Source organism: Gammaproteobacteria bacterium (assembly GCA_016200485.1).
Taxonomy (GTDB): domain Bacteria; phylum Pseudomonadota; class Gammaproteobacteria; order Tenderiales; family Tenderiaceae; genus JACQEP01.
Window position 1 is genome coordinate 22,751 of sequence record JACQEP010000016.1, and the last position, 24,250, is coordinate 47,000.

Consider the following 24,250-nt stretch of genomic DNA (forward strand, 5'->3'; position numbering starts at 1 on the left):
GGTTAGCGCGTCAACGCGTAACCCGCCGAAACTTGCGGAGCAACAAACATGGCTACCAAAATCACCAAAAAGATCACCGGCTACAACGTGGTCAAAAATGAACCCAAGGCCGAAGCGCCGAAGGTAGAAGCGCCTGTCGATAACGTGATCCATATGCACGAGAAAGTCGAGCGTCCGGACATGCTGATCGGCTCGACCTACAAGATCAAGACGCCGCTGTCGGAACACTCGCTCTACGTCACGATCAACGACATCATCCTCAATCCGGGCACCGAACACGAACTGCGCCGCCCCTTCGAAATCTTCATCAACTCGAAAAACATGGATCACTTCCAGTGGATTGTGGCGCTGACGCGCATCATCTCCGCCGTCTTCCGCAAGGGCGGCGATGTCACCTTCCTCGTCGACGAAATGCGCTCCGTCTTCGATCCGCGCGGCGGTTATTTCAAACGTGGTGGCAAATTCATGCCCTCGCTGGTCGCCGAAATCGGTGACGCCATCGAATCGCATCTGCGCATGATCGGCCTGATCAAGACCGAAGAGCTCGACATTCATCAAAAGAAACTGATCGATGAGAAACGGCAGCAGTATGACAGCTCATTGAAACAAGCTGAAACCAGCAGCCCCAGCGACTTTCCCGATGGCGCCACCCTCTGCGGCAAATGCCAGACCAAAGCCATGATCAAAATGGACGGCTGCATGACCTGCCTCAACTGCGGCGACTCCAAATGCGGCTAACCCCCGTCACATCCACAGACGAACCCGTCGCCGGCGCATGGTACCTCAGCCCCGCCGGCAAGTTCATTCGCGTCTGGGCATTGGTGCATGGCAATTTTGGCACTCGTGTTGTGCTTAGCCCGTTGGGTGGCAAGCGTAGGATTGTGGATTTGGCGCAATGGGATACGTTGAGTTTGGAACGGTATCCGTTGGTTAGGCGGAGGGTGGGGTGATTTAGATACGCCACACAAATTTAATGTGAACCATTTCGTCTTTGCATTGCCCAATTTAAGTTTGGCGAAGAAGGAGAAAAAAGCCATGAGTGACAAGCACGAAGGGGGAATCACTATCGAACCAAACGGGAAGCCTCACAAAGCAAGGTACCGAATCAAAAAAGGAATGATCACCTTATCCTATGGATGCAACATCAAGACCACTCAACTTGGACTATTACCGCCAGAAACGCTTGCGCACACCCTTCTCGCGGAAATGTTAACCAAAAGCGCATCGTAGCAACACCCCGCCATCACTTGCATTACAAGCTCTTCGCGATACATAGGGAGAAATCATGTCCGCAACAATTTGGTATCGAAAACCTGATAACTCCGTGGGTAGCGAGCTACACGCTAGCCCGGAAAACGCTACACAATCCTTAAGCAAGGCCTTAGAGAATGACAAAAATAGAGGTTATAAAATCTTTGAGAATTTCGTAGAGGGTACGACACATTACATCACCAAAGATATGAATGATCGTTTTATTATTGAGCGCTGGATCAGTGATTAGCCGTAGGTCGGGTTAGGCGCGCCTTTTGCGCCGTAACCCGACTATAGCGCATATCGAACATCGCAAACGTCGGGTTACGCTGCGCTAACCCGACCTACACTAAATGAATTTTTTTGCGTTCATTCGCGTTTATTTGCGGACTATCTTTCAATCACCGCCCACGCCACAAATACATCCAGCGCCAGACATTGAGCAGGCTCGATAACGATGCCGCCAAATAGGTGAGCGCCGCCGCACTCAACACCTGTCGCGCTGCATTTTGATCTTTATCATCGACATATTGCCCGGCGCGCAATAACGGCAAAGCACGATTGAAGCTGGCATCCAGCTCCACCGGCAACGTCACCAGATGCACCAACACCGACAACGCCATACTCATCAATCCCAACACAAACATCAGCCCGCGTAGGGCGCAATAGCGTAGCGCATTGCGCCGAATGTGACCTAGCCGCTCATCCTCTCCACCCCAGTTCTTTTCCATCCGGCGCATAACGCGGCTACACCTCATGCGCCCTACATGTTAAATATTTTCGCATTGATTTGCGTTTTTCATGGATTACCCTACCTAAATAGCCATCGCCAAAATTGCAAAACGGTCGGAAATCGCCTACCTTGATTACTTGTTGTGCGGCGGAAGAACATTCGACAACTCTCCTATGGATGCAACAACATGGCGCAACGATATTCAGAAATATCAGATAAGCTGAAACAGTTTATCGAGAATCAAAAAATATTTTTTGTGGGCACCGCAACTGCGGACAGCAGGGTAAATATTTCCCCAAAAGGGATGGATTCCTTAAGAGTTCTTGGCAAGAACCGCGTCGCATGGCTAAACGTAACGGGCAGTGGCAATGAAACGGCTGCTCATACCCAGGAAAACCCTCGATTGACCATCATGTTTGCCGCTTTCGAAGGCGACCCTATGATCTTGCGTCTTTATGGAAATGCTAAGGTAATCCATAAGCATGATCCAGAATGGAATGAGCTATTTTCTTTCTTCAATCCAATTCCTGGTGCACGGCAGATTTTCGACCTTGCGGTTGACCTTGTTCAAACCTCTTGCGGCATGGCTGTACCGTTTTTTGATTACGCTGGAGAAAGGGAACAGCTAAGAAACTGGGCGATTAAAAAAGGTGAAGAAGGTCTAAAGATGTATTGGCAAGAAAAGAATCAAGTAAGCCTTGATGGCAAACCAACGAATATTATGGGAAAAGATGCCTAAAACACATCCAATGGGCGCCAAAAAGCAGCCCCCATCGTTCCTCGACACGCAGCAAGCGCACCACTCCTGAGCAATGATTACCTTAAGAGACTATGCGATAACTGACGCAGATCGACTTGTCGATCTTGCCAATAATGAAAACGTTTCCAGATATCTGATCTATACGTTCCCCTATCCATACACAAAACAGGAGGCGACATGGTGGATAGAAACAGGATCAAAGGCAAATAACTCGGTAACAAAGGTTATTGAGTATCGAGGCGACTTTGTCGGCACCATAGGAATCACGCCACAAACTGGCTGGAAAAGCCACTCGGCGGAGATTGGTTACTGGCTAGGCGAGGAGTATTGGGGCAAGGGTATCGCCACCGAGGCGATACGCATCATGAGCGATCTCGCTTTTTCAGACATGAATTACAAAAAGCTATTCGCCCCCGTTCTTGGCCCAAACAAAACTTCAATGCGGACGCTTGAAAAGAATGGTTATGTGCTGGAAGGCGTTTTTAAAGACGAGGCCTTTAAGAGCGGGCAATATTTTGATGTATCTTACTATGCCAAGTATTTCTCAAAATGAGATACTTGAGGCGAACATTCAAAAGACTTCAAATGAAGATTGCCTATCTTGCCGACCATCAAAATGTAATACCTACCCTTTCAGATTGGTTCTTTCGGGAGTGGGCGTATTTACATCCTGATCGAACAGAAGATGATGTCACTAAATTGATATCCAAAAGAACCAACAAAGATAGAATTCCACTGGCTTTGGTGGCGTTTGAGGGAGATGAATTAGTAGGCACCGTCTGTCTCAAGATCAACGATATGGATACCAAACCAGAATTGACTCCATGGCTTGCGGGACTTTATGTGAAAGAATCATGGAGAAGCAAGGGTGTTGGTTCTACACTAGTAAAAGCCATTGAGGAGAAGGCGCTTGATCTTGGCGTAAATCACCTTTTTCTCTACACGCCAGCATCTGAACATTTTTATGCACGGCTAGGATGGTGTGTAATGGGTCGAGAAAATTACCATAATATTCCAGTCACAGTCATGGAAAAGACAATTGTTCTCTAGCAACGGCATTATGGGAGGGGCTCTCAAATACACCGCGCTCCGTGATCGCCAGCCCACTGTGCGCAACCCGACCTATGACAGCTCAAAGGAATTCTCATGGCCACGAAATGTTCGGTATTTATCGCAACCAGTTTGGATGGCTTTATCGCCAGAAAGAATGGTGATCTCGATTGGTTGCCGGGCAGTGATGGCGAAATGGGAAGCGAAGATTACGGCTTTAACGAGTTCTTCACGTCCGTTGATACTCTTGTCATGGGGTACACTACATATAATTTAGCGCTGACATTCAACGAATGGCCGTATCACGGCAAGCACGTTGTCGTGCTGAGCAGCAACTTCCCAAAAACACCAAAAAAGTTGGCAGCGAGCGTAGAAGGCTCTTCGATGCCGCCCAAAGAACTGATTCAACGATTGGCTACATCGGGCGCCGCACATATTTATGTTGACGGTGGAAAAACAATCCAGGGTTTCCTGCGGGCCGATTTGATTCAGGGAATGACGATCACTAGAATCCCTGTCCTAATCGGCGAGGGACTCCCGCTTTTTGGACCCTTACCCCATGACATCAAACTCCAACATCTCTACACAAAAGATTTTGAGAGCGGGTTTGTGCAAAGTAAATACAAAATTGTAAATCCTGCATAATCAGTCATAAACGTCGGGTTACGCTATGCTGACCCAACCTGCATAGCGCTGTTTTTGCGTTCATTCGCGTTTATTTGCGGACTATTTTTTTCAATCACCGCTACAAATTAAACCGATCACAAATGCTGGATTGGGTAGAGGAACCCGACCGACACAAACCGAATATTTCCGTTTTCATTTGCGTCTATATTTAGAACACGCTACAGACGCTCTTTCCTGGCAATCCGCGAGACCTTCCATGGATTCCATCGGTCCCAATACGATACTTTGTGCAACCCTTCCATCAGATAGGCGTAGGTTCGTACCGTGCGAAGATAGATGCCATAGTAAAACGGCATCAGCGGAATGTAGAGATAAAGCGCATACTCACGCCGTCCAAACTTGTGATGCAGCAACAGTGTGGCGGTAATAAACTGAATATAGTTGGCACTCATATACAGAAACAGATTGATCAGAAAGATATATCCCAACCACTCGGCACTGAAAAACAACATCTGCACCAGATAAATCCACCACTTGAAATCGAGAAGTAAATTGAAAAAAATATTTTCTGCGCTTGACAAGAAATTACTGAGGCGGAAATTTTTCGACGGGCGAAGAATATCAATGTGTTTACGGGTGCGAAAACGCACTAGCGATCGATCCCAGCGGTAACGCTGTTTCGCCAGCGTTCGCACCCGATCTGGAACATGGGTGTAACAGACGGCATACGGCTGATGAGCGACTTTGAAGCCCATTTTGCGCACCTTGAGGGTAAGATCGCCGTCTAGGCCGGGACCGACATCCCAACCATAAATCCGCTCCAGGACATCGCGCCGGAACGCGCCATGCGCACCGGCAATGATACGAAGCAGTCCAAGCGTTGAGGCAATCGTGCGTCCGACACTGATCGATTTCAGGTATTCGATTGCCTGTAACCGGGTAATGATATTGGCATCAATATTGGCGACTCGCACATCGCCGCCGACAGCTCCAACAGCGGGATCCATGATAAAGGGCAACAGGATTGTCTCAATGGCATCATCGTCCAGATATGAATCGGCATCGAGATGGATGATGTATTCTCCACGGGAATAACGCAGGGCGGTGTTGGCGGCCGAGGCTTTACCACCGCGGACTTCATTACGGATGAAGCGTGTAATCCTGCCTTCGGACTCCAGGCGACGGCAAATGTCGGCGGTATCATCATCCGAGCCATCATCGACGATGATTAGTTCGTAGTGTTTGTAACTTTGGCTTCGCAGCGACTCGGCAAGCGCGGGAATGTGCTTGCCCTCATTCTTGCCAGGCACGATTACCGATACCAGCGGTTGCTCGGTGAACAACACCCGCCGCGCCTGTTCGCGCCGCTCCCGTGAAAAATAATGCCGCGGCATATGCACGAGAAAAATAATGATATCGGATAACACATAGCGCACGACATCGATCATGAAAAACGGCCAGAAGTAGGCCAGCACCTGCCAGGTGGTCAGGCTTTGCACGAACTCGATCAGACCATCAAGCAACCACATCATGACTCAGAAACTGCTCAAGCGCAGTTTGAGGATCGCTCACATCGGCAAGCGCATAAACCTGAAAGCGCAACCGCGGCTTGATCGATAGATTGTTTTCGAACAAAGCAATGATTCCCTGCTCGAGCCGACCGACGGCCAGCCTGGCCTGATCCATGTCGGTTTCTGTCATCACTACCAGAAATACGGTCTCGTTGCGCGCAGTGATAACATCGGAGCGGCGTAATATGGATTTAAATATCGCGCTCAACTCCATGAAAACATCGCGTGCACGTTTACCGAGCTTGATATACAGCGCATCAAGACCACTGAATTCGAACAACACCAATGTGCTGCTGGATTTTTTGTAACGGCGGATGCGTTCCACCTCAATCCGGCAAAAATCCATGAAGCTGACGAATGATGCCAGCTTCAGCTCGCTGTCGAAGATATTGGCGAACAGGCTCTCCATCCCGTAACGGGCGGCATTCTCGCCGAGCGATGAGACGGAGTAGCTCTGGATGATGCGTATCAGTTGATTCTCCGGCGCCACACTCCGGCCACAGTTGTAGCACATGGACATGACGCGCGGGTCCTGAAACGCATGAGTGCATTGGTTACAGTGATAAACCAATGAGGGTTTGTCATAGTCCACCCCAATATGCCGGAGTAATTGCTCACACTTCGGACAGACCATGGTTTCGCCACGCTTGAACTCGGAAAGCTCACCGGTATAAGCACACTTGAAGTGGTGTACCAGTTCATCGAGCTTCAGATCGGTGGCGCCGCAATGAGGACAGGCCTCGGTGAAATTGAGGAAAGCACAGTCACAGTGGCTGCAAAAATGGGCGCGGGCAAAGAATTCGCCATGCAACAGGCGCTGGTCTTGAAGATATTCCAGTGTCTGCAGCACACCGGCATCGTTGTGATCAAACAATGGCTCGATCAGCGGATAAACATAGCCGGCAGAGGCCGAGGCCGTCGCCACCGGCACAAAGGGCGTCCCGCGACTGGCGATCATGCGCAACACCTTGAAAGCGATATTGACATCGGCACTGCCACCATCATGGCCGCTGCCATCGATCCAGCTCAGGACCGGCTCAAATTGCGATACCAGTTCTCCAGCCGCCTTCTGGTCGAAGCTGTCGCGCGGCAGATAAACATCGGCAAAGCGATGCACCTTGCCCCCATAGACCAACCCCTTGTGCAAACCGACAATCGGCAACAGATAAAGCGCAGGATGATGACTTTGACGCACAGCGCGTATGATCGCTTCAGCTTGTTGCGGCTGATCGGTATCGATTACCAGAAAGGCATACTGCCAGGGATCGGTCTTCATCAGCTCTGCCAGGGTCACCGACATTAAAAAGGCGGGGCCCACTTGCCCGGCATCGAATGCCACAAACCAAGGTTGTCTCATTATCGGGTACCTCTCACACGCACCGCCATCCGGTCATAACGCGCCCATACTGCTGTGTCGGCCTGATTCACAGGCGTAATGCGTGCAATGATTTTGCCTGCGGGTTCGCCATAACCCATACCGGAATTCTCCGGCAGACGGCTGGCGGCCGAACGCACGGACTCCACCCGCCCCTCACTCTCCGTGCCGTCCGAGAAATAGACCTTCAATACCTTGCCGGCCGTCACCAAGTCGAGCCTGTCCTGATCGAAATAAACGTCGATGAATACCGGGGCGTGATCACTCACCACATCAACGACAGCATCACCCCTGCCCACCACTTCATAACGATTGCGCAAGACAGCGCGCACTCGGCCCGCCAGCGGAGCTACCAACACTTCGGGCTGACAAGCCCCGGCTGCGATTACCCCATCGCGATTCCGCTGCGGCAGCGTACGTCCGCCTGACTGACGGTGCAACAGCCCCAACTCGCCGCGAACACGCGCGATCTTTAGCTTGAGGATTTCGGCCTGTTTCTGATTCTGTTCATAGCGCCTCAGATATTCCCCATCGACTTCAAGCGCACGCCGTACACCCTCGTCCACCGGCTGCGGCGCCACCAATTTCAGCTCGCCCAATAATGCATCAAGCTCGATCTGCTTACGCTGCGCTTCAAAATGCAGCTGCTCGCCGCGGCTGTCCATCACCGGCGAGGCAACATCACTGCAACCCCGAGTTGGCTCGATAACGGCCAGCCGGGTACCGGCAGCCACATGCTGCCCCGACTGGACACCGAGTTCGGCAATGCGCCCACCAACGCTGGCACGGATCATAATACGCGGGCTATCGACATAGCCGCGTCCGCTAAATTGCCATATCCACATCACTCCGAGATAACCGATATACAGCACCAGCGAGCTGATGAACAACAGATAGAGCCAGGAGGTGACGCGCGATCCCGGCGTGCGTTTCGGCGCACCTTCCGGCAGCCCTGTCATATAACTTGTTCGGTTGCGCAGTCTCATGCCACATGCCTTCGCTAGCGGATAAAATCAGTCAATTGGTGCAGCGCAAATCGCCTGACCCCCAATTGTGCACTCAATTGTTCCATGGTGTTCTCCAACGCCCACTCGTCACTGAAATCCTTGACGCTTAGGGCAACCACCGCCTTGTCGCGACCTATCTTCGCCAGTATCACCTCAAGACGTCGTTGCTGCTGTGGTAATGATCGATTTTCATACGACATGATGTAAATATGATCGACCAGGCTTGCGACGTTGGCATAGAATTCCGGTGGCCAGGTCTGCGGCACCGAGACGCTGAGCGGATTATTCCCAATCACTTCCCGTACTGCCTTGAGCATCGCCAGATAATGGTCGAGATAGGTCTGACGATCCGCGTTATAACCCGGCAACACATGAGGTTCGATGTCGAGGTGAATCGCACTACCTTCCGCCGTCAGTTCAAGCGCTTGCCGCACCACCTCTGCCCGCCGCTCGGGGAATATCCACTCATTGCTGCCTGCCAGCAGACTCTCCACTGCAATGCCTTTTTCCTGCGCCGCGCTCACGAACGCCTTGCGCTTTGCCGCATCGATCTTCCTGCCCGCCACCAGCACCACTCGTTCGATGCTCTTGACATGAAGCATTTCCAACAGCACACGATTATCGGTACGGTTAAAAAACTCAGACCAAAGATAAGCGGCTCGCTCACCGACACGGGCACGGTAATGCTCATCGGGCAACGGCACCTCCGCGATATATTCCGGACGATAGTCGATCCCGGCAGCAGCAAGCAGATCGGAGACACGGAAATAGAGCTCCTGTTTGCTTCGTACCAGCTCTATACTTTCATCAAGCAGCGCACGCACTCGCAGCACGCCTTCGGCAACCTCGATCCGGTCCCCCAGAGCATGCTGCATCATCACACGCCTTACACGCTCACTGGCACCAAGATAACGATAGTGTTGGCGCACGGCGCGCTGCTGTTGTTCACGCACACGCTCATAGGCATCGCGAGTCCGCGCCAGGCGCTGCCAGGACTCCAATTTGCCCTGCTGCTGCAACTCACGCAGTTCAAAAGATAGCCTGCGATCGCTTTGTTCCCGATCCAGCGGCACAGTGAAACGCAGACCCAGCGAGGCATAGTTATCGCCGTTGCCGGAAAACGTATCAAGTTCCTTGCGCACATACAGCTGCAAACGATCCTGATAGCGTGCACCCTCTCGTGTCCGGGCGATTTCATTGTGTAATTGTGGCGCTTCATCGTTTCCGGCGCGCCGCTCCATCTCCGCCAGCACTGTCGCCATCTGCACCCCAATCAGGGGCAGATGGATCGCCTGCCCGCCCCCAACGACACGCAAATGCTCCAGCTCCATACGCAACATCACCTGTTCCGACTCGGCGGCAAAAGCATCTTCCAGATTACTCCATCCCCTGAAATAGGCACGCCGCTCGATACGGCCAGCCACATCCATCAACGACTGCTTAAGCTCCAGCAAACCGATTTTCATGCCGGTAAACGCCTCGACAGACAACCGATCGCGACGACATTGATTTTGTTCCTCAGCCTGCTCACGCTGTTTCTGCAACTCCAGCATGCGTCGTTTGTTGTCCAGCGCACGCGCTTGATCGCGATATTCCAAATAACCATTACGCAACACATCCCAGTCCAGCTCGAGATAGGCGCTGGACTCGCCGGCATCGTCAAGAAGGGTGCGATTGGCATAACCGCCGCGCAAACTCAAAGCCGTGCGTTTCTCCAGCTGGCGGGAATCAAAACTTAATTGCTCATCGCGTATTTCTGCCAGCGTTTGCCGGCCTGGTTCACAAGGCCGGGATAACATGTGGTGTCCGGCCTCAAGGGACTGCGGTACCTGCGCCAGCTGTTGCAGCCGCTGCGTGATGGTCTCTAACTGACTCCAGACCTGATCCGCTTCGGTGGCATCCATGGGCGCAGCGGCAATCGCCTCAGCGGATTCAGCATATGGTGGCGCTGGCAACATGAGCAGCCAGGCTAGCAACACCATTACACTACGCCTATCCGTTTGCATGATCTCGAAATTCCAATACCCAAAAGTGACGAAGAATTCACCACAGATTTAATCAGCGGTTCCTTAGATTCTATCGGCAGACAGGACGGAAACTTGCTTGAGCAAAGGGCATGAATCTATCACTGCATCACAATAAAAACCACATATTAAGCTATAAAAATTAGCTCAAAATTTAATAACTAAAATGTACCACATGTAAGTTGGTATCTTGCATTTACAGCTCGCGCCTTTCAACCGCCCTCATTTCACAGCGCCCCCTCAAATACTTTTTCAACCACGTCCCCGCCACAACGACATCCACCGCCAGACATTGAGCAGACTCGCCAGCGATGCCGCGAGATAGGTAAGCGCCGCGGCGCGCAGCACTTGCTGTGCCGCGACTTGATCTTGTTCATCGAGATATTGCCCGGCTTGCAATAATGGCAAGGCGCGATTGAAGCTGGCATCGAGCTCCACGGGCAACGTCACCAGATGCACCAATACTGACAAGGCCATGCCCGCCAAACCCAGCACGAACATGACCATCGCTGCACGTGGTGAACGGGCCAATAATGTGATCACCGGCATCAACACTATCATTCCCGAGCCAAAGCGCTCCGCTTGTTGCGCAGCGCTGACCAACTGTGAACGCCAACGCAAAGGTGCATAATCCAGCGCATCCTGAATCGCATGCCCGACCTCATGGGCCGCCACTGCGATTGCAGTCAATGATTTACCGTTGAAATGTTCTGCTGACAAACGAACGATTTTAGCAGTCGGATCATAATGATCGCCCTGCTCGGCGATTTCGACACGCACTGCATTTAATTCAAACTTATCCAATAAGTGCCGCGCCAGTTCGGCACCGGTGCCGGGATAATCAGTCCGTGGTGCTGAGTGGCGTTGCATCACTCGCCGCGCCCACCACTGTGGCGCGAACAGAGCACCCAACAAGATAATTACGAGCAGGGCGAGATACATGGATGCATGTCACCGATTTGCAGGGGCGATTCATGAATCGCCCCTGCCTGAAAATTTCGTGTGTATTTGCGTTTATTCGCGGACGAATATATTTTCAAGATTACAAATCAGCGATCCGGGCCCGCTTCGCTTCGCCTGTGGGCTTCAACATCTTGGCGATATTCTTGGCCTCAAACAGACCCACGCTCTCGGGAACAAAAGCCACGCCGCGAAATTCTCCGTCCACGGGGCGCGTCAGGATGAAATAAGATTTACCGGCCGCAAACTCAAAACTGCGGCTGCGCTCCTGGGAAGCCACTTCCCAGCGCCCCCGCATTTGAGTGAGGTTGCGTACGGTGATTCTGACGCCACGAGGTTTGATATAGACCAGCGCATAATCGCCCTTGCCTAACTCCAGCAGTTTTTCCTTATCCACTTCAATCGTGACTGGTTTGTCGGCGTAGCCTTGCACATGCTCGGTGGGTGGCCGCAGAAAATAAACCTTTGCAAACTCCGATTTCAAATCGGGTTGCAACAGGGGATGGCTGGCATTGATATGGGTGCTGCTGCAACCCGCCAATACAAATACTGCCGCCATGGCAGCGCCAAACCATTTGCAGATCGTCTTGCTCACCGCCGTATCCTCCCACCGTTTTAAACGAGTCTACGCCAAGGCGTGACACGCATCCACCCCGGCCGTTCTAAAAGGTGCTTCTGGTGCCCACATAAAATTTATGACTGGCCTGCCCCAAGGCCTTAGCGTAATCGGCACGGATTTGCAGATCGACAAACCACTTAACCCGGTACCGTAACCCAACCCCCAGCGCTGATTCCAGATTCTGCACATCGAAGACCCGGTTGTCCGGATACGTATTGCCAACATCATAAAACAAGACGCTGCGTAACGGCGCATAGCCAAACATGGGACGCAGATACTCAACATTGGCCGAAAAGAACGATTTTCCGGTAAAAACTCCCTTTTCATAAGCCCGCAGATCACGACTGCCACCCAAAGAGTAGGGGTCCCCCCCTCCTGGCAGACTACCGCCCGCGCCGCCAAACCGCATTTGCAAATCGATATTCTGGTGCTTGATATCACCGATGGGGAAATAGTGACGGTAATAAATTTGATTGCTGCTAAAAGTCTTGTCGGAACCTAACCATGTCGGCCCAACTGAAAACTGGTACCCATAATCCATACCGCTGCGGCTATAAAGATAGTCATGCACCCGCAAATAACTAACGCTTAACCCAATCGCTTCCGATTTGCTATCGACAAAGACGGTGGGATCACCTGAGATAAAATCGTAATGATTTATCGACCAAGACCAACTGACGCCGGCAAGCCAGCCGGTGGAAGGCCCAGAACCCAGCCAATGGTTGAGCCCGATGCCAAACGAATCCAACGCGGCCCAGGATTCAGCAATTTTGACGCCATTTTCACTTTTGCTCGCCGGCGCACGCAAATACGTCAGGTTCAGGTTCAAACCATAATCCAAACCCGCCCAGCGCGGGTATTGATATTCCAGCGTTAACTCTGTTGGACTCTTTTGGTTAGCGCAGCAGCCTTTCTGAATTTCATAGGTTGCCCTGAGCCGCTGATTGAGACCAGCGATATTATCCCACCGGATTTGCGCGCCATAACTCACCTCGCCATCCGCATTGCGATCCAACTTGGGGATGGGCAGGATATACAGTTTTTCGGTGACAGTAATTTTCAGTGCCTGCCCATCCGCCTCCGGCAACAAGGTCGCCTCAACTTCCTTGAAGAGCCCCAAGTCCATGATCGCCTGCCGTGAGGCTTCGATTTTTCCGGGATCAACCACATCCCCTTCTTTGATCAGCATTTCCTGGCGCAAAATTCGGGGGGAGGTCACTTCATTACCGACAAAACGGATCTCGGTGATGATCTGCTGCGACTCCGGGCCCATTGCGGACTCGGCCTCTTGAGCCATTGCAGTCCGACTCAAAAGACCCAACATCAGCGTCAACAATCCAATAGCAAGCTTTATCAGAGATAAATTTTTATAAAACAATGGGTTAATCAACAACCATTCCTCGGCAACTGCCCGCACTATATTTATTAATTATAAATTCCATATTTCTTAATTTAGCTTGGAAATTACCAGAAAAATTCTCCCTTAAGACAGGTGATCGCAAAAACGATGGCCTGTAGTATAATTGCCCCTTTCTGACGGGCTTGGGGATAATACACGCTGGCCAAGAGAGCCGCGCCCCACTCCGGCATGATACCGCTAACCTGTATCAGAAACTAACGGATTTGAATCACATAGTTGTCATTTTTAAGGAGAGGACTCATGTCCAGGAAACACCCCATCATCGCCGTCACTGGCTCATCAGGCGCCGGCACTTCGACGGTCAAGACCTCCATGGAACACATTTTCCGTCGCGAGGGGATCAAAGCTGCCGTCATTGAAGGTGACAGCTTCCACCGTTATGACCGCCAGTCCATGAAAAAGGCCGTTGCCGAGGCCCTGACCCATGGCACCACCCTTAGCCATTTCGGCGCTGATGGCAATATCTTCGACAAACTGGAAGAGCTATTCCGCACCTATGGCGAGACCGGCACTGGTAAGCTGCGCAAGTATCTGCACAACGAAGAAGAGGCCGCCCCTTACAAACAAGAACCCGGCACCTTCACCCCGTGGGAAGACGTCCCGGCCGGTTCCGACCTGCTGTTCTATGAAGGTCTGCACGGCGGCGTCGTGACCGACGATGTCGATGTGGCGCAATGGGTGGACTTGCTGATCGGCGTCGTGCCGATCGTCAACCTGGAGTGGATCCAGAAGATCCATCGCGACAACAAGGAGCGCGGCTATTCTGCCGAAGCCGTGGTGGAAACCATCCTCCGCCGGATGCCGGATTACGTCAAATTCATCACTCCGCAGTTCTCGCGCACTGACGTCAATTTCCAGCGCGTACCGATTGTTGACACCTCTAACCCATTCATCGCCCGTGATATTCCGACCCCGGACGAGAGCTTTGTGGTCATCCGCTTCCGTTATCCAAAGAAGCATGACGTCGCTTATTACCTGCAAATGCTGCACGGCTCCTGGATGTCACGCCCCAACACCTTGGTGGTCCCGGCCGCCAAGATGGGGATGGCGATGGAAATCATCCTGACGCCGATCGTCCATGACATGATGGAAAAAAAGCGCACTGCCTAAACCAGCGGCAAACAAAGGGCCCCGTGGGGCCCTTTGTTTTAGCGCTGCCCGCTTTACCCGGCAGCCGAATCACGGCACAATGAATATACCGATAAAACAGTATGTTAGTCTGGACGTTGAACTGAACCCGCTGCGGCCATGTCAGATATTTATCAACTCATGAAACAGACCCGTATCCAGTGCGCCTGACACCCACACTTCGTTGCCTGCTTTCCATTACGCTGCTCATCACCGCAAGTGGCGCCTTGGCCGAGCACGACAATGCGGAATCCGGCAACTATGAATCCCTGGCGACATCGGCCTTAAATTTACGCCGCGATCTGCTTGCAATCGAAGAAACGCTGCAAGAGCAGGCTTACCCGGATCGCATCGATATCTATCTCGACATGGACAACCTGCCCTATCTCTCCCTGCGCAGTATCAACATCATGCTCGATGACAAAATCATCGCCCAGGGAGAACTCAATGATCAACAACGCGCCGCCTTCAATATGGGCGGGATGCAAAAACTCTACTCCGGCCCACTACCGCCGGGACGCCATGAACTAAAAGCCCTGTTTCGCGGCAACATTGGCCAATCCAATCAACACTCGAAAACATTAGCCTTTGAAAAAAAACCGGGCGTTGACGTCATCAAAATCACCATCGCCGACCTGTTGCAACTGCGCCGCCCTGAATTTGTGTTTCGTCACGATCATATCGACACGCCTTAACCTATGCTGCAACATACAACAGTCTGTCTCGCGCTTTGCCTGGCCATCCTGCCGGGACTGGGGCTATCAAAAGAAATCGACTTGCGCCGGGCGGACAACGTTGAGCTCGGCAATGCTATCTACACCTTGGTCAATGGCAATCCGCTCCAGGCCGCAGCACTCCTGGAACTTGCTGATAACCGCAATCGGCTTGGCGACGACAAGGATCTGGCGCGCATGTATCTTGCCGACATCTGCGCCGAGCAAGGCCTGCGCACCAAGGCAATGCAGTTGTACCGCGAACTCGGCGAGCGTGGCGCTCACATCGAAATCAAAGATCTTGCATGGCTAAAACTGGCAAAACTGGCGCTGGAAGACCAGCAATTCGCCGTCGCCAAGCAAGCGATCTATGATGCCGGAAAAACACTCACCAACGAACAGGAAACCGAACGCACCCTAATTAATGCCCATATCCTGATGGCGGAAAAACATCCGGAACAGGCAGTGGTATTGGTATCGGAAAACCTGGTCTCGGAAACCCAATGGTCACTTTATCAACGTTACAACCTGGGTGTGTTGTTGCTAAAACACTTCAAGAACAAACATGGGGCCGTGTTATTGCACAAACTCGGCGAAATGGATGTACGTAATAATCCCGAGCGCGCCGCCCTGCGCGATCAGGCCAACCTCAGCCTGGGTTTTACCTTAATTCAACTTGGCAACCCGGTTCGGGCTCGCGAATACCTGAAGAAGGTTCAACTCAATGGCGCCCTGTCAGAACAGGCATTGCTCGGCATGGGGTGGACATACTCCAGCAGCGGCGACTACGAACGTGCACTGGTCTATTGGCAAGAGCTACAGCAGCGTCCTCTCACCAACGCCTTTTACTACGAATCGCTGCTGGCGATTCCTTACGCACTCAGCCAGGCCGAGGCATACAAACAGGCAGCGGAGCGTTATGAATCCGCCATTGACCAATTAAGAAGTGAAATCGTCAAGCTTACTGAGGCGCAAAAGGCCATTCGCGATCATCGCCTGTCCGCCATACTTAACGCGCAGCCGGCACATGAAACGGATTGGCTAGGCGGCTGGCAAAAGGGGGTAACACCTGAAAATCATTTCCTGCCACTATTAATGCAGAACATCAAATTTCAGGGGGCATTGCGCGAACAGCGCTCGCTGCTACTACTACAGACCCAACTGGCGGGTCTTAAGGATACAATCACCCAATTCGAACAACATCCTCAGGCAAGCCACGTTCGTGCCGAGATTTCCCGCTCACACCTGAATCATCAGACATTAGCCACGTCCATTACCATCGCACTCAATGCTCAGCAAAGCAAGGTCGACAGCCTGGCGGTCGAGATATTGGACAGCTACAAAACACAACTGGCCAATTATACGCGCCAAGCCCAATTTGGCCTGGCGCAAGTGATTGAACACGCAACTGAAAAAACAGGGCATCCCTGATGGTCTGGCGACGACTGACAATCCCTGCAATGATCGCGGCACTCACGGCTTGTGGCGGACAACCCACCACGACCGAACCGACGTTGGACAGTCTCAAGAACACATCCATTCGCATTGAAAAATCGTCTTCAGTCAAGGCCGATGTAGCCAAGGCCATGGACACCTATGAAGACCTTGCCACCAACAGTGACGACACGCAGCTGAATGCCAAGGCCATGCATCGCCTGGCAGAACTGGAAATGCAGCAGATTGAACGCCAGCTGGAACAAACCGATTCTGGTCAGGTGGATGCCAAAAGTTACGACAAAGCCATTTCCTGGTACCAGAAGCTGCTCGCCAATTACCCCAATTATGCCGAACGTGAAAATGTACTTTATCAGCTGGCCCGTGCCTACGAACACAGCGGCCGTACCGACAAGGCGCTACGTGCCCTTAAAATACTGACCCGCGACTACCCAAAATCGGAACGCGCGCCAGAGGCAAGTTTCCGCCGGGCGGAAATATTATTCAATCAACAGCAATTTCGTGACGCAGAACTGGCTTACGCCAGTGTAATTACCATCAACCGCAACTCCCAGTTCTATGAGCAATCGCTTTTCAAATACGGCTGGTCCATCTACAAGCAGGATCGCTGCAATGACTCACTGGACCCGTTTTTTGCACTGCTTGATTTGAAACTTAATCGCAATGACATGCCATCTGAAATTGAGTCACTTGACTTCCTCGGCCGAGCCGACAAGGAACTGGTCAATGAGACTTTTCGCGTCATCAATCTTTGCATGGCACAACAGCGCGGCGCCATCACCTTAACTGAATATCTACACAACAAACCACCGCGCATCTATGAATTTTTACTCTATTCATCGCTGGCGGAATACTATTTAAAGCAAGAGCTTCCCGTTGAATCCGCCAAGACATACAGCGCCTTTACTGATCGTGCCCCATGGCATCCTTATGCCGTCGCATTCCAGGATAGCGCGATCAAGGTTTACCACGACAAGGCGCTAACAGACTTGATCATCCCCGCCAAACGAGAATTTGTACGCCGCTATAATGCATTGTTCGACTATTGGGATACGCATATTCATAATAATTATTTTGAGCATCTGGTCCGCGCCGACGAGAAAGCCAAAACCTTAATCCGCAGCCAACTGCGCACCCACATGGCCGACCTGGCGGAATATCACCATGCCAAGGCGCAAAAATCCAAGATCGTGCTCGACTATCAGGAAGCCGTCTCCTGGTATCGCGCTTATTTGAAAAACTTCCCCGATGGTGAAAACGCGCCGCGCATCAACTTCCTGCTTGCCGAGGCATTATTCGAGGACAAACTGTACGCCGACGCAGCGCGCGAGTACGAACGCACCGCTTATGAATACCCGGAACACCCGCAGGCCGCAGAAGCGGGGTATGCGGCGCTGGTCTCGTATAGCGAACAGGAAAAGCTGCTCAAAGACGAGGAGAAGAGCACCTGGCATCATGGCGCCTTACAGAGCGCACTGACTTTTGCCCGCACCTTCCAGCACGACGCGCGCACACCCAAGGTACTGGTCAAGGCCGCCAATGAACTGTATCAGGCACGGCGCTATGATGAGGCCGTTATCGCCGCACAAACAGTGCTTGACCGCTATCCAAAAGCCAGTGACGAAACAAAGCGCACGGCACTTACTGTGCTTGCCCATACTCAATTTGAAGAAGATCATTATGAAGTAGCCGAACTTTTCTATACCGAACTCAGGGCGCTACTCAAACCCGGCGACGAAATGCTCAAGGAAGTTGATGAGCGCCTTGCGGCTTGTATTTACAAACAGGCAGAACACTTCCGCGCCCAGGGCGCACTCACCAGCGCCATTACCGAATTCAAGCGCCTGATTGAAACCGCACCCAATTCGTCTGTACGGCCCATGGCCGAATTCGATATCGCCACCACCTATATCATTCTCGATGACTGGGAGAAGGCCGCAGACACTCTTGAAGCATTCAAGAAAAAATATCCCGACCACCAATTACGTGGCGCCGCTGATGAAAAGCTTGCAGTCGCTTATGTTCGCCTGGCAAAACATGCCGAGGCTGCAAAGGCTTTGGTCGGTCTTGCCAAAAAGGATGAAAACCCGCAAACCCGCCGCGAGGCCATCTGGCAGGCCGCCGAACTCTACGAGAAGAGCAACGACTTGCTTCAGGCATCGGTCACTTATGTTCAGTACGCGGATCAATTTCCATCGCCACTTGAACCTGCCATTGAAGCGCTTTATCGGGCTGGCAAACTTTATATCAAGCAAGGCAAGGATTATTACTATCTGGTGCAACTTGAAAAAATTTACGTCGCCGATCACGACGGTGGTAACGAGCGCACCAATCGCACCCGCTTCCTTGCCGCACAAGCTGCATTTGAACTGGCGGAGCCTCACTTCAAGCGTTATGAAGATGTGCGCCTGGTTGAACCGCTACGCAAGAATATGGAATTGAAACGGCAACTGATGAAACAGGCATTGGAGGCGTATACCAAGGCCTCTGAAATCGGCGTCGCCGACTACACCACCGCCGCTACCTTCCGCATCGCGGACATGTATGCCGATTTCAGTCACAAACTGATGGAATCCGACAAGCCAAAGAACTTAAATGACGAGGAAATGGAGCAATACAATCTCATGCTTGAAGAACAGGCGTTTCCGTTTGAGGAAAAAGCCATAGGCCTGCATCAAACCAACGCCGACCGCATTGCGGGCGGCCTGTATAATGACTGGACCCGCAAGAGCCTGGCAGCACTCGCCAAGCTCGTGCCGGCACGTTATGGCAAGATGGAACGATATGAACCTGCGATCAATGTCATCCGTTAAACGCTTAGCAGGACTGCTGCTCACCGCCGTCCTGCTAAGCGGCTGTGGCGGCGCGACCGATCCCGTACGTCCGCGCACCGATGCGCCACCACCACCCGCCCCAATCACTGGCGCCAAGGGCGGGGCGGCGGCAACGGCCGCCGCGTTGGTCGATCCCGCCGCCCAGGCGGATTATGATCGCGCCCTCAAGGCAATGCAGGACCAAAAATTCGGGGACGCCGAGACCATTTTTTTTGAACTGGTCAAAAACCATCCCGATTATGCCGGCCCCTATGCCAATATCGGCATCCTCTTTAAGCGCAAGGGCAAGAACAACGAAGCCGAACAGGCCTTCAAGAAGTCGTTGGAGCTTAACAAAGAAAATGCCGATGTTTATAATCATCTGGCCATTTTGTACCGGGATCAGGGCAAATTCGATCTGGCACGCCAAACCTATGAGGCCGGACTCCAGATCGCCCCTGCGCATCCGCATTTGAATCTCAACCTGGGGATCTTGCTCGACTTGTATCTTAACCAACCAGAAAAGGCGCTTGGCTATTTTCAGACGGCACAGAAACTCAACCCTGACGACAAGCAGATTAAGATATGGCTCGCCGACATTCAAAAACGTCTCATCGCCAAGCACTAATTGCAGCATTAGTGTTCACCGGTATTGGGCTTAAGCCACTGCCCCTCTATGCCGAAGAGATCCAAACCCTCAACGTCGAGGGTATGACCATTTACGGCCAGCGCGAGCTGCCGAAGGTGATGTACATTGTGCCCTGGAAAAAAATGGACACTGCGGACATTGATAAACCCACGACCGGTAGTTTGGTGGCCGATGTACTCGACCCTCTGAACCCGGAGTTATTTCAGCGCCAGGTACGCTATCATGACCTGATGCAAAATATGCTTGCCTCGCCCGCGCGTTAACTTTTTTCCTAAATTCAGACATACCACTCTAAACCCATTACACTTGCGATCGATATAATCTCAGCACCCTGTGTTGTTAAGGAGAATCTAATGGAAGCACTGAATGGTCTGGTCCGCTTTTTCCAAAATGGCGGCTTTTTCATGTATTTGATCCTGCTGGTCACCTCGGTCGGTCTGGCGATTGCGGTGGAGCGTTTCCTCTACCTCAGCCGCGCCAGCGCCAGCAGCCGCAAGGTTTGGGATGACGTCGTGCCGCTAGTCCAGCGTGGCAACATTGACCAGGCGATGAAGCTGGCCAGCGAATCCAAGGCGGCCATGGGGAACATGCTGGCCTACGGTCTGGCGCGGGTCAAAAACCGGGCCGAGCACCGCGACGAAATCGAAACCGCGATGGAAGAAGGCCTGATGGAAGTCATCCCCAACCTCGAAAAGCGCACTCACTACCTGGCCACGCTGGCCAATGTCGCGATGCTGCTCGGACTGCTCGGCACTGTCTCCGGCCTGATCGATGCCTTCGGCGCCGTCGCCCACGCCGAACCCTCGCAAAAGGCCGAACTGCTCTCCGCCGCGATTGCCGTCGGTATGAACGCGACCGCGTTTGGCCTGGGCGCAGCCATCCCGATGATGCTGATCTACTCTTTCCTGCAAAGCAAGACCACCGCGCTGGTGGATAGTCTGGAAATGGCCGCAGTCAAATTCCTCAACATGCTCGACACCGCCAACAAGAGTGGAAAAGGCGCATGAGAAGCCGGCTTCGCCGCCGGGGGCATGAAACCCCCGACCTTGAGGTAACGTCATTCATCAACCTCATGGTGGTCCTGGTGACATTCTTCCTGGGATCGGCGACTTATTTCCAGAACGCCGTGCTGGAACTCAATATCCCGCCTGCGGTTACCGGTGCGGCGAATCCGAGCGAGGCGCTGCAACTGGAAGTTACCATTCGTCCAGATTCGCTGGATGTCGGCGATCACAAGGGTGGGCTGATCCAACGCATTAAAAACAAAAACGGCACCTATGATTTCAAAGGCCTCAACGAAACACTGAAACAAGTCAAAGTGCGTTTCCCCGACAAAAAAGACGCCGTCATTTTGTCCGAACCCAACACCCCGTATCAGGTCCTCGTGAAAACCATGGATGCCACGCGTACCTTTGCCGTGGTCTCCGCCGGCTCGGTGCGCTTCGGTGAACTGTTCCCCGACATCTCGCTGGGCGACGCGCCAGGGACTCAACCATGAAAATGTCGCGTCGCGCCAAGCGCATGCAGCGTCATCACCGGCGCAAGGGACATGCCACCATCAACCTGGTACCGATGATCGACTTGCTGACGGTATTAGTATTCTTCCTGCTGGTGAATGCTGGCGATGTGCAAAATATGCCCACCACCAAGAGCCTGAAATTACCCGAATCCACCGCCCAAGGCGCGGCCAAGGAAACGGTTGTCGTTATGGTCACTGCCCAGGACATCGTCGTCGAGGGGCGCAAGATCGTCACCACCGACGAGGCCATCAATCTACAGAACAGTTTCATTCCGGCCCTGGTGGAAGAATTGCGCTATCAGGCGCAACGCACCAAGGCGCTGAATAGCAAAACCGCCGTCCCCGACGAGATCACCATCATGGGTGACAAGGCCATCCCCTATGTACTCTTGAAAAAGATCATGGTGAGCTGCACCCAGGCGCAATACAACAAAATCTCGCTGGCAGTCTCCCCGCAAACGGTAAAGGCGGAATAATGAGCGCGACGTTAGCGATGACTGCCCCCACCATGCCTTGGACCAGCAACGCTGCGGATGAGCGCCGTTTTCGCATCATCAGCACGGTGTGTATCATTCTCGCCCTGCTGCTGGGTGTGGCCCTGAATTTGCTCCGTGTCCCACCGCCCCCCGTGCGCGAAGCTGCAATCGTGCCGCCGCATCTGGCGCAGATCATCATGGAGCGCAAACAAATCGAAATCCCCAAGGTTGAGCTACCACCGGCGCCGGAACTGCCCAAACTTGAGGAGAAAAAGCCGGAGCCTGAAGTCCCCGCGAAAGAGGTTAAAAAAGAGGAACCAAAACCGGAGGCCAAACCTGAGCCGCAGCAGGCACCGCCTGTTCCAGCCGTTGCCGAACAACCGCAGGCTAGAGTCGAAGCCGCGCGTAAAAAAGCAGCCGCCAGCGGCGTCCTGGCCATGAGTGACATGCTGGCCGATTTGCGTGACTCTGCACCGGCAACAACCGCGAGCACTAACAAACCGGCGCAGGAACTGATCACCAGTGGCCAAAAAGAAAGCGCCAAGGCCACCTCTATTCTGGTGGGCAAAGCCAGCAAAGGCAGCGGCGGCATCGATACGTCCAAATTTGGCCGCAGTACCGGCAGCGGCGCCGATCTCGGCGGCCGTCAGGTTGCCAGCATCAGCAGCGAAATTGCCAATCAGGAGGCCAGCGGCAGCAGTGTAGCCAGCGCAAACAAAGCCAAGGGCGAACGCAGCAGCGGCCGTTCGGAAGATGAGATTGCCCGCATCATGCAAGCCAACTACAACGCAATTTATGCCATTTATCAACGCGCACTGCGTAGCAACCCGGCATTGCAGGGCAAAATCGTATTCAAGATCGTGATCGACCCCAGCGGCGCCGTCACTGAATGCAGTATTGTTTCTTCTGAATTGGGCGACGCCGACCTGGAGCGCAAACTGACACTCAAGATCAAGAGCATCAATTTTGGCGCCAAGGATGTTTCAGCCACATCGGTCAACTATCCGATGGAACTCTTGCCGAACTAATTAATGCGTATTGGTCATTGTCTACGCAAATACGCAAACTGGCCGAAAGCTAGGCGCAAATGGATATTGACGCTATTCTCCTCGCCGGACTGATTTTCGCCGCTGCATTACTGTATGCCGCAGTCGGTCATGGCGGCGCCTCCGGCTATCTTGCCGCGATGGCCTTGTTTGGTATCGCGCCCGCCACCATGAAACCCACCGCCCTGGCGCTGAATGTCCTGGTGGCCAGCATCGGCACATATCGTTTCGCACGCGCCGGACATTTCGACCGACGCCTATTTTTGCCGCTGGTATTGTGTTCCGCGCCCGCCGCCTTCATTGGCGGCTATTGGCAACTGCCCGCCGTTTTTTACGCCCCGTTATTGGGTGTTGTTCTCGCCTACACCGCCCTCTGGATGTGGCGTGGCGCACCCACCTCCCACCAGGAACGAATTCACACACCACCCACACTGCCCTTATTAATCAGCGGCGCCGGTATCGGCCTGCTCTCCGGCTTGACCGGTGTCGGTGGCGGCATTTTTCTCAGTCCGCTCATGATCATGCTGGCCTGGGCTCCCACGCGCACTGTGTCGGCGATTGCCGCGCCGTTTATTTTGGTTAACTCAATCGCAGGCTTGATCGGTTTGAGTAGCGCCGGAATTAGTTGGCCACAGTCATTGCCGTTATGGGCATTGCTGGCGTTGGTGGGCGGGTTGATTGGGGCTGAGTATGGCAGTCGCTACCTCAGCACACCCTACATCCGCCGCGCATTGGCATTAGTGCTGGTCGTGGCCGCATTGAAAATGATCGCGCGCAGTTTTTCCTGAACACATTCTCAAAAAAAGGCAGTACGCCAGCTTCTTCCTACCCCTTCTTACGGCTTTATTTATTTTTTACCGTCTACACAGTGTGCTTGGTAACCCTTGCCATTCATCATGAGTTTTGCCACCCCCTTTTTTAGACAATAAAGCCCTATTAAATATATAGATATGAACAACATCCCGTCCGGCCAAGGATGCGCCATCCAAGACATGAAAATAGGTTATTTAACATTCCCGCCTGAGCTCGGCTCAACTATTCACCCCACTGGCCG

At 52.8% G+C, this 24,250-nt stretch carries 26 protein-coding genes; 18 read left to right on the forward strand and 8 right to left on the reverse strand.

Annotation, left to right across the window (positions count from 1 at the left end):
* Positions 1-48: 48 nt before the first annotated feature.
* The 3 genes from HY272_10175 to HY272_10185 all read left to right on the forward strand — a co-directional run bounded on the left by HY272_10175 (position 49) and on the right by HY272_10185 (position 1,501).
* Entirely contained in the window at positions 49-738 is a 690-nt protein-coding gene (locus tag HY272_10175; GenBank protein ID MBI3773049.1) for an NrdJb, read from the forward strand.
* 297 nt (positions 739-1,035) lie between these two features.
* A complete protein-coding gene (locus HY272_10180) occupies positions 1,036-1,230 on the forward strand; it encodes a hypothetical protein (GenBank protein MBI3773050.1) in 195 nt (64 codons plus the stop codon).
* A 55-nt stretch (positions 1,231-1,285) separates the two neighbouring features.
* Positions 1,286-1,501 (forward strand): hypothetical protein, encoded by a 216-nt coding sequence (locus HY272_10185; protein MBI3773051.1) that lies wholly within the window; start codon positions 1,286-1,288, stop codon positions 1,499-1,501.
* Positions 1,502-1,652: 151 nt separating this feature from the next.
* On the opposite strand, the gene HY272_10190 is transcribed toward HY272_10185, so the two are convergent.
* On the reverse strand, positions 1,653-2,009 hold the full coding sequence (locus HY272_10190; GenBank protein ID MBI3773052.1) for a zinc metallopeptidase: 357 nt from the start codon (positions 2,007-2,009) through the stop codon (positions 1,653-1,655).
* A gap of 162 nt (positions 2,010-2,171) precedes the next feature.
* Between HY272_10190 and HY272_10195 the strand changes: the two genes are divergently transcribed.
* From HY272_10195 to HY272_10210, 4 genes are all read left to right on the forward strand, one after another.
* The gene (locus tag HY272_10195) at positions 2,172-2,723 is read left to right on the forward strand and encodes a pyridoxamine 5'-phosphate oxidase family protein (GenBank protein ID MBI3773053.1); all 552 of its coding nucleotides are present in this window, start codon (positions 2,172-2,174) and stop codon (positions 2,721-2,723) included.
* A gap of 73 nt (positions 2,724-2,796) precedes the next feature.
* On the forward strand, positions 2,797-3,297 hold the full coding sequence (locus tag HY272_10200; protein ID MBI3773054.1) for a GNAT family N-acetyltransferase: 501 nt from the start codon (positions 2,797-2,799) through the stop codon (positions 3,295-3,297).
* 32 nt (positions 3,298-3,329) lie between these two features.
* Complete coding sequence (locus HY272_10205; GenBank protein MBI3773055.1) at positions 3,330-3,794, forward strand: GNAT family N-acetyltransferase; 465 nt, start codon at positions 3,330-3,332, stop codon at positions 3,792-3,794.
* Positions 3,795-3,890: 96 nt separating this feature from the next.
* Positions 3,891-4,439, forward strand: a complete 549-nt coding sequence (locus tag HY272_10210) for a dihydrofolate reductase (GenBank protein ID MBI3773056.1) — start codon at positions 3,891-3,893, stop codon at positions 4,437-4,439.
* A gap of 200 nt (positions 4,440-4,639) precedes the next feature.
* Here HY272_10210 and HY272_10215 read toward each other — a convergent pair whose 3' ends face one another.
* From HY272_10215 to HY272_10245, 7 genes are all read right to left on the reverse strand, one after another.
* Entirely contained in the window at positions 4,640-5,950 is a 1,311-nt protein-coding gene (locus tag HY272_10215) for a glycosyltransferase family 2 protein (protein ID MBI3773057.1), read from the reverse strand.
* Positions 5,937-7,349 (reverse strand): hypothetical protein, encoded by a 1,413-nt coding sequence (locus HY272_10220; protein ID MBI3773058.1) that lies wholly within the window; start codon positions 7,347-7,349, stop codon positions 5,937-5,939. The genes HY272_10215 and HY272_10220 overlap by 14 nt, the downstream gene beginning before the upstream one ends.
* On the reverse strand, positions 7,349-8,353 hold the full coding sequence (locus HY272_10225) for an HlyD family efflux transporter periplasmic adaptor subunit (GenBank protein ID MBI3773059.1): 1,005 nt from the start codon (positions 8,351-8,353) through the stop codon (positions 7,349-7,351). Before HY272_10225 ends, HY272_10220 begins: the two co-directional genes overlap by 1 nt.
* Before the next feature lie 14 nt (positions 8,354-8,367).
* Entirely contained in the window at positions 8,368-10,380 is a 2,013-nt protein-coding gene (locus HY272_10230) for a hypothetical protein (protein ID MBI3773060.1), read from the reverse strand.
* A gap of 270 nt (positions 10,381-10,650) precedes the next feature.
* Positions 10,651-11,340: a zinc metallopeptidase gene (locus HY272_10235; protein ID MBI3773061.1), complete on the reverse strand. Its 690-nt coding sequence runs from the start codon at positions 11,338-11,340 to the stop codon at positions 10,651-10,653.
* A 100-nt stretch (positions 11,341-11,440) separates the two neighbouring features.
* Positions 11,441-11,953 carry a hypothetical protein gene (locus HY272_10240; GenBank protein ID MBI3773062.1) on the reverse strand — a complete coding sequence of 171 codons (513 nt, stop codon included), beginning with the start codon at positions 11,951-11,953 and terminating at the stop codon, positions 11,441-11,443.
* A 67-nt stretch (positions 11,954-12,020) separates the two neighbouring features.
* On the reverse strand, positions 12,021-13,301 hold the full coding sequence (locus HY272_10245; GenBank protein ID MBI3773063.1) for a BamA/TamA family outer membrane protein: 1,281 nt from the start codon (positions 13,299-13,301) through the stop codon (positions 12,021-12,023).
* Between the two features lie 336 nt (positions 13,302-13,637).
* On the opposite strand from HY272_10245, the gene HY272_10250 reads away from it, so the two are divergent.
* From HY272_10250 to HY272_10300, 11 genes are all read left to right on the forward strand, one after another.
* On the forward strand, positions 13,638-14,507 hold the full coding sequence (locus HY272_10250) for a phosphoribulokinase (protein MBI3773064.1): 870 nt from the start codon (positions 13,638-13,640) through the stop codon (positions 14,505-14,507).
* A 179-nt stretch (positions 14,508-14,686) separates the two neighbouring features.
* The gene (locus HY272_10255) at positions 14,687-15,220 is read left to right on the forward strand and encodes a hypothetical protein (protein MBI3773065.1); all 534 of its coding nucleotides are present in this window, start codon (positions 14,687-14,689) and stop codon (positions 15,218-15,220) included.
* Positions 15,221-15,223: 3 nt separating this feature from the next.
* Complete coding sequence (locus tag HY272_10260) at positions 15,224-16,669, forward strand: hypothetical protein (GenBank protein MBI3773066.1); 1,446 nt, start codon at positions 15,224-15,226, stop codon at positions 16,667-16,669.
* The gene (locus HY272_10265; protein ID MBI3773067.1) at positions 16,669-19,506 is read left to right on the forward strand and encodes a tetratricopeptide repeat protein; all 2,838 of its coding nucleotides are present in this window, start codon (positions 16,669-16,671) and stop codon (positions 19,504-19,506) included. Before HY272_10260 ends, HY272_10265 begins: the two co-directional genes overlap by 1 nt.
* Positions 19,478-20,134 carry a tetratricopeptide repeat protein gene (locus HY272_10270; GenBank protein MBI3773068.1) on the forward strand — a complete coding sequence of 219 codons (657 nt, stop codon included), beginning with the start codon at positions 19,478-19,480 and terminating at the stop codon, positions 20,132-20,134. The genes HY272_10265 and HY272_10270 overlap by 29 nt, the downstream gene beginning before the upstream one ends.
* 11 nt (positions 20,135-20,145) lie before the next feature.
* The gene (locus HY272_10275; GenBank protein MBI3773069.1) at positions 20,146-20,418 is read left to right on the forward strand and encodes a hypothetical protein; all 273 of its coding nucleotides are present in this window, start codon (positions 20,146-20,148) and stop codon (positions 20,416-20,418) included.
* 90 nt (positions 20,419-20,508) lie between these two features.
* Complete coding sequence (locus tag HY272_10280) at positions 20,509-21,162, forward strand: MotA/TolQ/ExbB proton channel family protein (GenBank protein MBI3773070.1); 654 nt, start codon at positions 20,509-20,511, stop codon at positions 21,160-21,162.
* Positions 21,159-21,653 carry a biopolymer transporter ExbD gene (locus HY272_10285; protein MBI3773071.1) on the forward strand — a complete coding sequence of 165 codons (495 nt, stop codon included), beginning with the start codon at positions 21,159-21,161 and terminating at the stop codon, positions 21,651-21,653. The genes HY272_10280 and HY272_10285 overlap by 4 nt, the downstream gene beginning before the upstream one ends.
* Positions 21,650-22,150 (forward strand): biopolymer transporter ExbD, encoded by a 501-nt coding sequence (locus HY272_10290; protein MBI3773072.1) that lies wholly within the window; start codon positions 21,650-21,652, stop codon positions 22,148-22,150. Before HY272_10285 ends, HY272_10290 begins: the two co-directional genes overlap by 4 nt.
* Entirely contained in the window at positions 22,150-23,178 is a 1,029-nt protein-coding gene (locus tag HY272_10295) for an AgmX/PglI C-terminal domain-containing protein (protein MBI3773073.1), read from the forward strand. The genes HY272_10290 and HY272_10295 overlap by 1 nt, the downstream gene beginning before the upstream one ends.
* Positions 23,179-23,237: 59 nt before the next feature.
* Entirely contained in the window at positions 23,238-23,984 is a 747-nt protein-coding gene (locus tag HY272_10300; protein ID MBI3773074.1) for a sulfite exporter TauE/SafE family protein, read from the forward strand.
* The last annotated feature ends 266 nt before the right edge of the window (positions 23,985-24,250 follow it).

What these genes read in the sequence shown, in the direction of transcription:
- HY272_10175 (MBI3773049.1), top strand. Translation starts at nt 49, where the DNA reads ATGGCTACCAAAATCACCAAAAAGATCACCGGCTACAACGTGGTCAAA.
- HY272_10180 (MBI3773050.1), top strand. Translation starts at nt 1,036, where the DNA reads ATGAGTGACAAGCACGAAGGGGGAATCACTATCGAACCAAACGGGAAG.
- HY272_10185 (MBI3773051.1), top strand. Translation starts at nt 1,286, where the DNA reads ATGTCCGCAACAATTTGGTATCGAAAACCTGATAACTCCGTGGGTAGC.
- HY272_10190 (MBI3773052.1), bottom strand. Translation starts at nt 2,009, where the DNA reads ATGAGGTGTAGCCGCGTTATGCGCCGGATGGAAAAGAACTGGGGTGGA.
- HY272_10195 (MBI3773053.1), top strand. Translation starts at nt 2,172, where the DNA reads ATGGCGCAACGATATTCAGAAATATCAGATAAGCTGAAACAGTTTATC.
- HY272_10200 (MBI3773054.1), top strand. Translation starts at nt 2,797, where the DNA reads ATGATTACCTTAAGAGACTATGCGATAACTGACGCAGATCGACTTGTC.
- HY272_10205 (MBI3773055.1), top strand. Translation starts at nt 3,330, where the DNA reads ATGAAGATTGCCTATCTTGCCGACCATCAAAATGTAATACCTACCCTT.
- HY272_10210 (MBI3773056.1), top strand. Translation starts at nt 3,891, where the DNA reads ATGGCCACGAAATGTTCGGTATTTATCGCAACCAGTTTGGATGGCTTT.
- HY272_10215 (MBI3773057.1), bottom strand. Translation starts at nt 5,950, where the DNA reads ATGTGGTTGCTTGATGGTCTGATCGAGTTCGTGCAAAGCCTGACCACC.
- HY272_10220 (MBI3773058.1), bottom strand. Translation starts at nt 7,349, where the DNA reads ATGAGACAACCTTGGTTTGTGGCATTCGATGCCGGGCAAGTGGGCCCC.
- HY272_10225 (MBI3773059.1), bottom strand. Translation starts at nt 8,353, where the DNA reads ATGAGACTGCGCAACCGAACAAGTTATATGACAGGGCTGCCGGAAGGT.
- HY272_10230 (MBI3773060.1), bottom strand. Translation starts at nt 10,380, where the DNA reads ATGCAAACGGATAGGCGTAGTGTAATGGTGTTGCTAGCCTGGCTGCTC.
- HY272_10235 (MBI3773061.1), bottom strand. Translation starts at nt 11,340, where the DNA reads ATGTATCTCGCCCTGCTCGTAATTATCTTGTTGGGTGCTCTGTTCGCG.
- HY272_10245 (MBI3773063.1), bottom strand. Translation starts at nt 13,301, where the DNA reads ATGTTGGGTCTTTTGAGTCGGACTGCAATGGCTCAAGAGGCCGAGTCC.
- HY272_10250 (MBI3773064.1), top strand. Translation starts at nt 13,638, where the DNA reads ATGTCCAGGAAACACCCCATCATCGCCGTCACTGGCTCATCAGGCGCC.
- HY272_10260 (MBI3773066.1), top strand. Translation starts at nt 15,224, where the DNA reads ATGCTGCAACATACAACAGTCTGTCTCGCGCTTTGCCTGGCCATCCTG.
- HY272_10265 (MBI3773067.1), top strand. Translation starts at nt 16,669, where the DNA reads ATGGTCTGGCGACGACTGACAATCCCTGCAATGATCGCGGCACTCACG.
- HY272_10270 (MBI3773068.1), top strand. Translation starts at nt 19,478, where the DNA reads ATGAACCTGCGATCAATGTCATCCGTTAAACGCTTAGCAGGACTGCTG.
- HY272_10280 (MBI3773070.1), top strand. Translation starts at nt 20,509, where the DNA reads ATGGAAGCACTGAATGGTCTGGTCCGCTTTTTCCAAAATGGCGGCTTT.
- HY272_10285 (MBI3773071.1), top strand. Translation starts at nt 21,159, where the DNA reads ATGAGAAGCCGGCTTCGCCGCCGGGGGCATGAAACCCCCGACCTTGAG.
- HY272_10290 (MBI3773072.1), top strand. Translation starts at nt 21,650, where the DNA reads ATGAAAATGTCGCGTCGCGCCAAGCGCATGCAGCGTCATCACCGGCGC.
- HY272_10295 (MBI3773073.1), top strand. Translation starts at nt 22,150, where the DNA reads ATGAGCGCGACGTTAGCGATGACTGCCCCCACCATGCCTTGGACCAGC.
- HY272_10300 (MBI3773074.1), top strand. Translation starts at nt 23,238, where the DNA reads ATGGATATTGACGCTATTCTCCTCGCCGGACTGATTTTCGCCGCTGCA.